The organism is Candidatus Formimonas warabiya (assembly GCF_002777255.1).
In the GTDB taxonomy this organism is placed as follows: domain Bacteria; phylum Bacillota; class Dehalobacteriia; order Dehalobacteriales; family Dehalobacteriaceae; genus Formimonas; species Formimonas warabiya.
The window spans coordinates 1,014,296-1,026,693 of record NZ_CP017634.1 but is presented as its reverse complement, the minus strand read 5'-3'; the positions used below and the strand labels follow the sequence as shown (position 1 = coordinate 1,026,693).

Annotated in this window: 13 protein-coding genes; 3 read left to right on the top strand and 10 right to left on the bottom strand. The window is 40.7% G+C overall.

Annotated features, from left to right (window positions below; genetic code table 11):
• Positions 1-35: 35 nt before the first annotated feature.
• Positions 36-266: a hypothetical protein gene (locus DCMF_RS04825; RefSeq protein WP_148133372.1), complete on the top strand. Its 231-nt coding sequence runs from the start codon at positions 36-38 to the stop codon at positions 264-266.
• Between the two features lie 44 nt (positions 267-310).
• Here DCMF_RS04825 and DCMF_RS04820 read toward each other — a convergent pair whose 3' ends face one another.
• The 9 genes from DCMF_RS04820 to DCMF_RS04785 all read right to left on the bottom strand — a co-directional run bounded on the left by DCMF_RS04820 (position 311) and on the right by DCMF_RS04785 (position 6,869).
• Entirely contained in the window at positions 311-1,816 is a 1,506-nt protein-coding gene (locus DCMF_RS04820) for a P-loop ATPase, Sll1717 family (protein WP_148133371.1), read from the bottom strand.
• Positions 1,817-2,228: 412 nt separating this feature from the next.
• Entirely contained in the window at positions 2,229-2,882 is a 654-nt protein-coding gene (locus tag DCMF_RS04815; RefSeq protein ID WP_148133370.1) for a hypothetical protein, read from the bottom strand.
• Between the two features lie 45 nt (positions 2,883-2,927).
• Positions 2,928-4,082, bottom strand: coding sequence for a helix-turn-helix domain-containing protein (locus tag DCMF_RS04810; protein ID WP_148133369.1), 1,155 nt, complete (start codon positions 4,080-4,082; stop codon positions 2,928-2,930).
• Positions 4,079-4,684, bottom strand: coding sequence for a hypothetical protein (locus DCMF_RS04805; RefSeq protein ID WP_148133368.1), 606 nt, complete (start codon positions 4,682-4,684; stop codon positions 4,079-4,081). The genes DCMF_RS04810 and DCMF_RS04805 overlap by 4 nt, the downstream gene beginning before the upstream one ends.
• 189 nt (positions 4,685-4,873) lie before the next feature.
• A complete protein-coding gene (locus tag DCMF_RS04800) occupies positions 4,874-5,257 on the bottom strand; it encodes a phage holin (protein ID WP_148133367.1) in 384 nt (127 codons plus the stop codon).
• Positions 5,258-5,299: 42 nt separating this feature from the next.
• The gene (locus DCMF_RS04795; protein ID WP_214659097.1) at positions 5,300-5,893 is read right to left on the bottom strand and encodes a M15 family metallopeptidase; all 594 of its coding nucleotides are present in this window, start codon (positions 5,891-5,893) and stop codon (positions 5,300-5,302) included.
• Positions 5,853-6,380, bottom strand: a complete 528-nt coding sequence (locus tag DCMF_RS04790; protein ID WP_148133365.1) for a phage holin family protein — start codon at positions 6,378-6,380, stop codon at positions 5,853-5,855. The genes DCMF_RS04795 and DCMF_RS04790 overlap by 41 nt, the downstream gene beginning before the upstream one ends.
• A gap of 43 nt (positions 6,381-6,423) precedes the next feature.
• Positions 6,424-6,567, bottom strand: coding sequence for a hypothetical protein (locus DCMF_RS29080; RefSeq protein WP_214659096.1), 144 nt, complete (start codon positions 6,565-6,567; stop codon positions 6,424-6,426).
• Positions 6,564-6,869 (bottom strand): hypothetical protein, encoded by a 306-nt coding sequence (locus DCMF_RS04785; RefSeq protein WP_148133364.1) that lies wholly within the window; start codon positions 6,867-6,869, stop codon positions 6,564-6,566. The genes DCMF_RS29080 and DCMF_RS04785 overlap by 4 nt, the downstream gene beginning before the upstream one ends.
• A 383-nt stretch (positions 6,870-7,252) precedes the next feature.
• Between DCMF_RS04785 and DCMF_RS04780 the strand changes: the two genes are divergently transcribed.
• On the top strand, positions 7,253-8,515 hold the full coding sequence (locus DCMF_RS04780; RefSeq protein ID WP_148133363.1) for an IS110 family RNA-guided transposase: 1,263 nt from the start codon (positions 7,253-7,255) through the stop codon (positions 8,513-8,515).
• A 54-nt stretch (positions 8,516-8,569) separates the two neighbouring features.
• A protein-coding gene (locus DCMF_RS04775) for an IS3 family transposase (protein ID WP_148133300.1) occupies positions 8,570-9,683 on the top strand; the annotation gives its coding sequence in 2 pieces (ribosomal slippage) (positions 8,570-8,839 and positions 8,841-9,683; 1,113 coding nt in all).
• Positions 9,684-10,170: 487 nt separating this feature from the next.
• Here DCMF_RS04775 and DCMF_RS04770 read toward each other — a convergent pair.
• Positions 10,171-12,348 carry a phage tail protein gene (locus DCMF_RS04770; RefSeq protein ID WP_148133362.1) on the bottom strand — a complete coding sequence of 726 codons (2,178 nt, stop codon included), beginning with the start codon at positions 12,346-12,348 and terminating at the stop codon, positions 10,171-10,173.
• Positions 12,349-12,398 lie beyond the last annotated feature (50 nt).

The window sequence follows — 12,398 nt, the reverse complement described above, 5'->3', positions numbered from 1 at the left end:
CAAAAGAACGTATGTTCGTCAAGGAGGTTAAACCGATGGGCAAAACTAAAACACTTGAAAAGGTGCCCCTGCAAATCGAAGCAAAGATCACCCCTAGGGGAGACAACATGCCTTTTCAACTGATCTACGAGGATGAGATTATCGAGATTGTCAATCCGGTCAAGAGTATCCGGCTTTATGATGGAGCATTCCGTTGGCGGTGCGGGATTAACGGCCAGGAGGTTGAGCTATACAACCTGGGAGAAGAATGGTGGACAATACAATGAAAGGATCCTGCCTTTTAGGATCCTTTATCAGAGTCGGGAAATAATTATTTTTTTTCATACCTTTTTAGGCCAAGAAAATCAATCAAACCTAAGTGCACCTGAAATAAATCGGAGGTTTCATCAAACTCTTGGGAAGGTTCCTTATATTTAAACACATACTCAGAACCTCCAAACCCTTTTCCACCTCTTTTATAGTAACCTAAAATTGAAAACTCATAAAGTTCTTTTAAGACTTGCAAAGGAGTTATTCCTTCAGGGAGAATGGCTGTTCTGTTCTGATATTCCATTATAAACTGATCTTTCCTAAACCTGTAGACGCCTATCCCTTTTAAAATTTCAAAATACTTATTATATGCAGGAATATGCTTATGTATCTCGTCATCTATCTCTCTTTGAAAATATCTTCCATATTCTTCACGAGCATTATGCAAATCTTGGTTTAAAAATAAATTTGATTGATCGCCACCTTCTAAACCTACACTATTTTTATACGATTGGAGAACCGAATTCGTAAATTTAATAATATCGCGAGGTCTTAAATAAGTTCGTTCAGTAATATATTTATACTTTGTCTGGTGACCAGGCATTTCCTGGGCTTCATCAAACACCCGTTCCCAAGTAACCTCATCCTTAAATTCACCAATTGTTGCCTTGAATCTTTTCTCCATAAGACCTTTTAATGTACGACTAGTCCGCTGAGTATCCCATTCAATTAGAGTATAAAAATTTTCGGTAATTTTATTCTTATCCTCAAAATGTAACTGATCATAAATATCATCTCGTAAAAATATTACTACAAAAAATTTTCTTTTCATTTCTTTTGCTAGTATATTAAGGTCCCGAGCAGCAAGAATAAGTCCTATTAATCGATTATAATATTGCGGACTATTTGGATCAAACCCTAAATCTAACTGGTCAAAACAAATGTAATATCCATTATTCGGATTTAAACTATAAATAATATAATGGGCAAGATTTTTATTAACTTCCGATACTATAAGTGGTAACTCAGCTATAGGAACACTTTCAGGGGATATGCCTGCATGTAGAATTCCAACATCAATATCAAAGGTTGGTTTTAATTTTAGTTTTTTTGATGGAGAAAATATTTGCGTTACATCAGGATCTCTTGTTCCGTATGAGTCAACTACAAAGCCTTCAATTTTTGATAAATATTCAAATGACGCATCATCAAATGGGAGTGATTGGTCCTGATTTAAAATAATTTTTGCCGTTGTGAGCAATATCAAATATTTCCAACTATGAGTGAATTTATCAAAGTCAGGAACCCCCTCCTTTGCTTGTTTTTCATGGAAATGCCAAGGATAGTCTGAAAATGCATGCCCGAATGTAAAAAAATCTCTTTCTTTAGTCGTAATAATTTTCTTATAAATTGCAGTTTTTCCTGAACCCTTTCTTCCCGTTACTAAGAATTTTTCACGTTTTAATACCTTTATATAGGCTTCATGATCCTCGAAAGATTGTAAAAGATACTCATCATTATCGGCATCTATAGATCCAAAAGATTGAATATCAACAAGTTTCTTCACAATTTTCTCCTCCATTTAACAGCACAAATTTTGTAAAATGTATTTCCACATAAATCTCCAAATTCCTCCAATAAAACAAAGAGACCCGGAAAATTCCGGACAGTACTTCTTGAGGTTTTTGATCATAGTTCTTGTCCGGCCAGCCGAGCTGGTCACGATTCCATGAGGGCAAATTCCCAAGCGCTTGGGAATTTGAAGGGAATGGTTTATCAAGTATTCATGTATTTTTTGATGATTTTTCAAGTGAAAATTTGTCCTCTGCCCACTTATAATATAAGTGCCTTTCGGACAGTCTTATTTCAAAAAATAATCAAGATGGCGGGCTTGGTTAGGATCGGCAGATAAAATAAGCAGTACCTCCTTGATGGTGGTACTGTTATCATATCGAACGCGCTTTGACTTGCTAAGAATCTCACTTTGTAAAAATTGGGAGCATAACCTGTTTTACAATTTCATCAAGATTAAAACCATATTTTAGGAGTATAATTATTAACACTCCCAACTCTATTACCTTAAATAATTTTGAAAAGATGTGTTCTTCAATTTTATCTACGTTGAAACCCGAAAATTTGATAAGCAAAAACGGTATTCGTATAATAAATATAAAAATTGTTTTAACCCAATATAAAGGGTTTATTAGATTCCAGAGTTCTTGTTTTACCCTTATTTCGCAAGCCTCAATTGTTTGATTAATTGCATCAATAATCACCTGTTTGTCAATCCCATTATAGGAAGTGTCATTTAGAATTGCGGAAAAAAGATTAAGAGGTATAACTGGTCCACCAACTGCCGGTGCCGGGAACGAATTTGCATGAATAGGTATTCCGAAAGCATCTGCAATTTTTATGGCTCTTAGAGAACCAGTTGCAACTAATGATCGAATATGTTGGTAACCTCCAACGCTAGCCGCCTGATTTCGTACAATTTTTTTATATTCATTATGCAACACCCAGTGGCCTCGTCCGATCTTCTTTGCAACCTCTGATTCAATTTGCCACAAATCATATACATTTTTTAAAAAATCCTTCATAAACTGAAGGTCTGCTTTTATTTCAAAATATTGCATTCTTCACCCCCATAAAGCCACTACAGTAAGTAAAGTTTAAAGATATTAATTGTTCTTAACAATTCTCAAGTAAGGTTCCTTTTTATCACGCAATATCCCTTTTTCTAATCCACAAAGCATTTCAATTTGATCAACTGGAAGACGTAAATTTTCTACAATTTCTACTGGAGTCTGAACCTTATGATCAATTAACATCTGCATTGCCTTTTTCAGAGTCTTAGGTTGCTCATGACAGATCTCATCATCTAATGGCTCATTTATTCTGGCCCTCCTAGAAGAAATCTGTCGTTGTAAATATTCATATTGATTCTGATTAAATAGCTCAAGGTCATAACATCTACGAATCATCGCTTGAATTGATACTTTCCATCGCTTTTTTAATGGTAAAAAAGATTCAAGCGAAGTTGAATAAATTTCTCTTGAGAAGGTTTCCTCTGGCATTAAAAATGCTGATGCAAATCTAAATGCTTCTTTTTCAATTCTTTTCAGATTCTGAGGATCTTCTAAATATTCCTCATCTACCCAAGAATGTAAAACAACATGTCCTAGTTCATGCGCTACATCAAACCTAGAATGAACAGCAGTTTTATCCTCAGTCAAAAAAATAAGCGGCCTTCTATCTTCAAAAGTATTAAGTACTGAACAAGCATCTACTTTTTGTTCATTTAATGCCATTTTGGAAACAATAAAACCATGATTTTCTAACAGCAAGGCAACATCACTAATTGGTCCTAAACCTAGTCCAAAACTTTTTCTAACTTTTAGAGCTATTTCTTCAATTTCGTCATCGTAATAATCATCTTTTGATGGTGCTGATCTTATTAAACCTTCAGTAACTTGTTCAAATTCTATATATCTTTTTAAATATAAAAGTATTTCAATCATCCATCCAATTCGTACCCTCGAAATATCACGAACCCGTTTTTCAGCTGTTTTAAAGCTTCTAAAAAAAACTGGATTATTTAACCGATATTCAATTGGCTTGTAAAAATAATTAACTGGAAACCCCAAAAAATCAACCATTTTACTAAAAACTTCATCCTTGGGGGTATTAACACCTAGCTCGTACTGGGAAATCGCTTGGCGAGAAATACTCAGTTTTTCAGCTAACTGAGACATAGTATAACCCTTAGCCATCCTAGCTTCTTTAATTCTTTCTGGCAAAGGATTAACATCATATATCATATTACTGTTTCTCATTCTCGACTCAACCTTTCAAGGACCTCATTCTTCATTTTAAAAGCATCTTTTTCTGGAATTCTTTCTTCGATACTCCCAACAACTATTGAATCTGTTATGTCAATAGGTTCACCGGCCCAACCCATTGCAGATGGTGGTTCTGGCATCCCAAGCATCGCAAACTTTGGTTCTTTAGATTTATATCCATGTGTTAAAATAACATAAGGAATCTCTCCTAACAACTCTTCAAAAAGGGACATTTGGTTTCCTTGACTGTGATAAGTACGGAACACAGCCTCCCTAGGCATTAAACGCCTTCTTTCAACTTGACTTACGGTCAAAATAACATCATCCCTATGTAGTTTAAGATGTGAGCAGTTGTTAGCAGAGTTTCTTTCTTCTATCCAATTAAACGGTATTTTGTTTTGTTTGACTGCATAAATAAGAGTCGCCTCAACAGTATAATTAATTGCTCTGACTCTAAACTCATCGAAATATTTAGCTTTAACAGGCAATAATTCATACATGCTATCGGCTAACTTATAGCCATCCCGAACACAGCTTAAAAATTCCATTTGTACTTTTTTAGGAAAGCAATTCTCAATAAAAAGCTTTGGATCCATTTAACTATCCTCCTTAAGATTGACAAAATAACACCAAAACTGTAAAATCATTGACGATTATCTTGTAAATGATTTTACAGTTTTTTCTCTGTTTTGTCAAGTGGCGGAAAAAATAAAAAGGCCCTGCCTCCGAAGAGACAGGGCTCGTATGCTGGGGTCGTAGTGGGCCGGCAGATAGGGATCACCCCCTTATTCAGTTCCTTCCGCGCCGGCCGGCTCGGCAATGGCTTTTCCCCACTCCTCACCGAATTCGTCTTTGAAGGCTCGGAGGGCACTTTCAATTAATGTTTTGATTTCACTATCAGCAATATTTAAGCCAACCTTCTTGCACTGTGTAGACATCCACTCTGCAGCTTTCTGATACCGAATCTCGCCGGCCTGGTTCCAAAAAACTTGTTGGGCATATCGGACGGCTGCAGCAGCCAGCTCCTTATTGGCATAAAGCTCACTGGATATTTTCTTCATTTTCTCGACGCCGATTTTTTCTTTGATAAACCAGACCAGACCGCCGGCCAGCAGAACCGCCAAAAGGCAGATCAAAACCTGAAACACATCATAGAACATTGTACTCATCAAAGATCCCCTCCATTTAAATTTTGGTAAAAAAATAAAACCCTATGACAGGGTTACAGTCTTGGTGGCATTGTCGTAGGAAATCTTCAGGCCCATGGCCTCAGCCAGGGCCCGAATCTCCACGTAAGTTCTCCCTTCCAGCAGTCCTGCTGAAAGCTCCTTCCCTTTAAAAATTACTTTGGCTGGCCCCTCAAATCCCGGCACATTAATCCCCTCCCACGATTTCATAAATTTCTCCGGTGCACCATACTTCTTGATCAGATCATCAACATCGTACCCGGGAAGCTGGTAGTGAGGCTTGTCTACAAAGCTCTTCCAGGATCCGCCCCACTCCAGGCCGATGGCCGCAGCCAATGGCCCGATCTGATCATAAAACTTTGTATCCCAGGTAACCAGACCGTTTAGCAAGACAGCAATGTCGAACGCCAATCCCCAGCAATGCATCGACCGGGGATATTTAACCTCGGTAACAATTTTTCCAGGCTTTGTCCGGCCCTGGGCATACATATCATCTTGCTCCTGCTTGCTCCGGAGTGTTTGCGTGATAATGATGTTATGCCCCTTACTTTTTGCCAGGTCGATCAACCTATTACATTTAGTCTGTAGGTCCGGATGAAGAAGGTTTATCTCCCTCACAAATATCACCTCCACCAGGTACAATTTTATCTAATCTTTGCTTTGCGAACATGGCCAACCATTTAAAAGAATTGACGCCTGCGTCTTGAAAATTCTTAGAGACCGAGAAAAACTCCACCAAAAAAAGAATTGAATAAACAATAGTTGAGAACAGCTCCGACGGTGCGTCATACCTGAATATGTATTTGCTCTGATTGGCCATCACGCACATAAAAAAATATGCGGTAATCTTTACCGCCGTTTGCCAAAACATTTTTTCGGAATTAATAAATCCTTCTTTGGCTGCATGATACAGTCCACCATGGGTCCTTGCCTCGGCTATCAGTCTGCTGAATAAATCGCCAGCCACGGCAATCCATAATGCCCCAAAAGCTGCTCCCGGCTCCACCAGATAAAAAAAGATCCCTAGCAACACACCCCAAAACTGCGCCCAGTGGTTCTCCCCTACTTTACTGATAGTGCCTGCAAACATTTCTATGATGCCCAATATAACCCCCTCCTCGGTAACAAAATTAATGAGCCTTTTAGGCTCAAATATAGCTCAGTATTTCCGCTTTCTCCTCCTCCGTCAGTAAGACATATTCGGCAATCAGATCCTCCTTTGTCCTCCCCTCCCCTGCCATCCGGGCTGTTATCGCCCGGACAAAGATATTTCGCTTCCACTCCGGCATCATGACGCACCTCCCAGGATAGCGGCTACAGCCAGTTCTAAGTCAAGAATACGCTGATCTCCCGGATCTGGTGGTCTAACCTGTTCTTCAATCCAAGGAGATTCCAGTCTTACAACCCTAATATCATCTTCAACTTTATACCATTGCCTATTTCTGTCATATTCAGGATCATCTTCTACTACTAATCCCCCATACATTTGCTTGAATTCTTCTGTAGCATGGGGATACATGTTTTCAAACGTAGCCAGGGGACTATTGTTTGTCCCTACAATATGACCAGTCGACTTTTTGTAAAGCAATAACACTTTTACCCCTCCTAGTATCATATTGATATAGCATTAAAGCTATATGGTTAATAATTTTTTATACCTAAGTTGGACAAAGAGTAGTCTGGTTTCTTTCCTATCTTCCAACTTTAAAACAATGTATTTTTATTCATCATGTACACAGGCTCCTAATAGACACCAGACCGTTTTTAAGGTATATTCATTTGTTGAATAGGAAGATAAATGGACTCCTCCTAGGGCGGGCTTTTCTTATTGCCCTATACCTGTAAATAAGTCAATTAATCCATTCAATAGTCCTTTATGATTCGGCTGGTTGGGAGCCTTTGTGCTATACCTGCATCACATGCTAGGCTGTGTAGCTATTGTCTGGAAATGGATGCCTATTCGAAAGGAGATTACTCATGCACCAAACTTTTGAACCTTATTTATCTGTTGGGATTGATGTGGGTGCCGATTTCTCTGAAATGTCCATAGCACTCCCCAATTTCCAACTTCTTGGTAAGCCCTTTAAGATTTTTCATAATCGGTTGGATTCTCTCTCTTCTGCCGTTGACAGAATTAAAAAAGCAGAAGAGTTGAATTCCTTGAAAGCTCGTATCTTTCTGGAATCCACGGGAATCTACCATTTCCCTCTCTTCTGCTATCTCCGTGAGTCGGGATTTGACGTTTCCGTCATCAATCCCCTCATCACCAATTCTAGCAGAAACATGAACATCAGGAAAGTTCATAATGATAGCTTCGATTCCAAAAAGGCTGCCATCCTCGGTTTGAATCCAAACATCAAGTTATCTCTCATACCGACAGACCTGGTTTTAAACCTGCGCAATCTTACTAGGGAATATTACAATCTCATGGATGCCCGTTCTGCTTATGTGAACAAGCTTTTAGGCCAGCTCCGGGTTGCTTTTCCGCAATACCTCGGTATCTTCTCCAAAGTGACGGGAAGTGCTTCTCTTATGATTTTAAAGGAATATACCTCCCCTCAGGCTATCCTTGATGCCGACCCCAGCACCTTGATTCCTGCCATTGCAAAAGCCTCCAGGAAAGGGATTGCCTCCGCCGCTGCAAAATATGAGCAACTGGTACTGGCAGCTAAAGAATCTTTTTCTTTCGGCCATGCTCTGGACAGCAACTTTTTTCTGATCTGCCAACATATCTCTTTCATTCAGAAATATGATGAGGAGACTCAGGCTGTTCTTTCTGAGATGGCCTCCATTGTGGATGCCCATCCGGAAGAACCCTTTATCCAGCAGATTCATTTGCTGGAATCCTATCGAGGTGCCGGTTTCCTAAGCGCGGTAACTCTTATGTGCGAAATCGGTGATTTCGGCGCTTTCCGTAAACCAAAACAGCTTTATGCTTACTTTGGATTAGACCCGGAGGTAAAGCAGTCCGGTAACTTTAAGGGCACCGATGTCAAGATTTCCAAGCGGGGATCTGCTCTGGCTCGCAGAGTAGTTTACACGATGGCACTTCAGGCAATCGGCAGTGATAAGAAAGGAGTTGCTAAGAACCCTGTCCTGCGTGAATTTTACCTGAAAAAGTGTCAATCTAAATGTAAGATGGTTGCACTTGGTGCAGTTATGCATAAGGTGTGCAACACGATATTTGCCATGCTCCGGGATAACAAACCATATGAGATGAAAACTCCGGATCAGCTATAATGGACTAAGAAAACTAGACAACAAAACAGCCTGATTTAAAGTGTATAATGAGGTATGCGAAAAACATTTACAGGAGAATTTAAAGCCAAGGTTGTACTGGAAATTCTAAAGGAAGAAAAATCCATATCCCAGCTTGCTGCCGAATATGAAGTACATCCAAATCAGCTGTCTAGTTGGAAGAAAGAAGCAATTGAAGGGCTCCCTCAGATACTTGCAGATGGACGCAGGAAGGATGACGAAAAAGAAGATCTAAAAAAGCAAGTGCAAGATCTGTATACCCAGCTTGGAGAGGTCACCGCCCAATTCAATTGGCTTAAAAAAAAATCTGGGATCGACCCTGCCAAGAAGTGAACGGATTGCCCTTGTAGATTTTGACGATCCCGAAATGTCCGTTTTTGTGCAAGCTCAAATGCTTTCTCTCAATCGGAGCAGTCTTTACTATAAACCAGTTCCACCATCAGAAGAGGAAATTCGGCTTAAGCATGCCATTGACGAAATTTATACTAAATCACCCTATTTCGGTTCGAGAAGTATTACGACGGTCTTAAAACGAGAGGGACACTTGGTTAGTCGGTCAACGGTTCAAAAATATATGCGTGAAATGGGCTTGGTTGCAATACATCCTGGTCCTAACCTCAGCAAAAGAAACCATGAACATAAGGTTTATCCATACCTACTTAGAAATATTACCGCCAGTTATCCAAACCATATTTGGGGAACTGATATTACCTATGTCCGCTTACGACGCGGCTGGCTTTACCTTGTAGCATTTCTGGACTGGTATTCACGTTACGTGGTTTCATGGGAATTAAGTGATAACCTTGAAGTTGATTTTGTTCTTTCCGCATTGGAAGCAGGTCTAAAAATCGGAAAACCTGTAATTGCCAATAGCGATCAGGGTAGCCAATTTACATCCAGACGATATATAGATACGCTGATAAATAGTAGCATCCAAATTAGCATGGACGGAAGAGGCCGGGCATTAGATAACATTTTCACAGAACGATTATGGAGATCTGTTAAGTACCAAGAAATATATATTAATGATTATGCAAGCCCTAGAGAAGCCAGGTATGGTATTGGAAGATATCTTGAAAGCTACAACACATACCGGCCACACCAAGCATTGAAGGAACTTACTCCGGCAGAAGTTTACTTTAAAAAATGACTTCTTAAAACCCTGGAAGGGCTCTGCCCCTCCAAACCACCCCGCCCTCGCCGGGAGGCAACCGGTCTGTTATGAACAGACCGGAAACAAAAGGGTCTTGCTGATCAACATGTCAAGGGCAAGCAGCTTCGCTGTCGGCAAAGCCGACCCTTGACATAATATCTAATCCAGTGGAAATAATTAACGGAATTACCAATACGTTTTTAAATAAACTTACAATTATATACAATTATCAAGGAGCGAAAGGTGGTGTGAATACACCTTAAACAGGGTCAAAAAATTGTCTTGACAAAGTAGTCCACCATAAGCATTGCGCAGAATATTCAGTAAAGCTAACGAATGCTGCATAAACATACATAATTTTTTATACATTGCCAAGGTGCGCTTTTTTCAATGTCTGAAAAAGCTTTGTTAAGGTTACCCTTTTTTGCCCCAGCATAATATTTCTAACTTTTTTATTTTTTTGCTTGACTTTTCTTAGCTGGACTTATGCAGTAACGGTATAAGTGACATCTATTCCGGAACATCCTTCGTAAGATGTGGTTGTAACCGAGGTCCCCCGTCTAAATTGAGCATATGCCTTAATTTGAAAGGTTGCATTTACAAAATCAGGCGTCCCCACTACCTCGCAAATAACTTTTCTTAATTGCCAGTATGCGCTTCCTGAACCTGCAAAAGTAAATCCGTCAAACATATAATTCATATTTGCATCACTCATGCGTGGTTCTACAGATATTTTAAATATCTTTTCTTTGAAATCTTCAGGCAACTGAATCGTAATTATAGGGACTTGTGACAAAACGTCTGATTCATCCCACCATGGGGAAGAAGTATGAGACCCACCTCCTACCGTTGATACTCTACTTATCTCTGTCAAAAAGTGGTAATCCTTGATAAGCAGAATTGGTGTTTCTGCATTGTGACTTGTTGCTGTAGATCCACTTTGGCCCCTTAATATATCACTTAAAGAAGTCCCGCTTTTTGTCCTGACTATCATGATTTCATTATCTATTTGGAGAGAAAATGGGGCTGGTAGTAAAACGTCTGACGTCAGTGTTGCTGTAGTTGCACTATCGGTCATTCCGGGACTTGCTAAGGTAGCCGACAAAACTATCTGATGTTTTAGCCCTAATCCTGAAAGGCGAGTATAGTTTCCATTTGCCAAAGCAGCTAAGATCCCATCCAGCGGGGTAATCGACACGCTGTTATAGGGCACCCCTTTCTGTACGGAATTGGCAGCAATCGTTGCAGCTGCATTCCATGTGCCGGCGCCGGCAATCTGATCGTCCGAGAGGCCGTCCTGGATTGAGATACCACCAGTCAAAATTCTAAGCACATAAGCCGAATTAGCGATAACCTTATCCCCAAGTATGCCTTGACCTGTAACAGCTGTAACATATGTTTGTCCAAAATCCTCACTGATGCCTAACCCCCCGGGTGTCAACCGGACCCGCTGGCCGGTTTCATTACCGCTTCCATCTACCTCAATTGCCTCAAGTACCCCATTCTCCCACCTAAGTTTACCGTTTGCGGAATTGATGAGAGTCGTAAAGGTATTGACGAACCCCTTAAACAGGTTCTGAAGCGTAGGGTTCTTAACTACCACGTTATTCACGACCTCAGCTGCCACCTGGTGGCCGGCCAGGATGTCAGCCAGGGTCTCCTGTGGATCGCCGAATTCTACATCGGCATCCCATGGCTGGAACACGTCATACTCATATTGATATATCCGATTTAAAATGCCGGTGGGGGCAATGTCCGGATCAAATATAGTGATCCAGTCTCCGTATTCAAAGGACTCTACTTCATAGCCCGTGAGGGAGGAAAGATCATCTACTTCGCCAGCGTAATTTGCCCGGGGTCGGGATATTGTGTCAAGATACTCAATAGCTTTCGCCTTAAGTTCGGCCGGGTCATCATAGTCCTGATTGACCCAGTTATCCTCCCATACCTCGGTTGTATATTGGAAGTTATCAATGTACAGATGCTCTTCGTTTACTGAGCTGATGTCAAGGTCATCCTTGCCGAATGGGAAAAGCCTGGTTATCACATTGTAATCAATCTTCCGGGAAATAGATTTAAGATTCTTCCCGTACCGGAACTGCACCCCACGATTCTGCCCGAAGTCGGCATCAGCGAATAGATTAACCTTCTTTTCGGCGCTGTTGAAATCGAGAATTCCGCCCCAGAGCTCCTGGACCTTTTTAAGGTTCGATAGACAGGTCCCCTTTTCGGTCTCCAGATCGTGAAGGTCGGTGCCCACAGTAACTAATCCTATGGACCACCCGGTACCGGCCAGAAGAGTTGTCAAGGCATTTTCAGCTGTGGAGCTGAGGATCTCAACCGTTAGGTAATTGGCTCTCTTAGCCCCCAGGTCCTTGACCCAGATCTCTTCACATTGGACGTTTGAGAGCAGCCTCCCCTGCTGATCCCTCTCCTCCTCGGTCCCGACGATCCAAAAGATATGGCCATTGACCCTGATCTTGTGCAAGCCATCAATATAGGCCCACTTCTCCGAAGTGCGGGGGAGGATGAACTTCAGTTCGCATTCCCCGTTGACTACCCGTTTCAGTCTGGCCTGTTTTACCCCATCAGAAGATGGGCTGAGGAAGGCGGAACGGGAATCATTGATATTAAGCACTTCCATGTACTCTGCTGCTAGCATTAGGCATCACCTCCAAACAAAATAGAGCCTTTCGGCTCTATTGTCTGTAC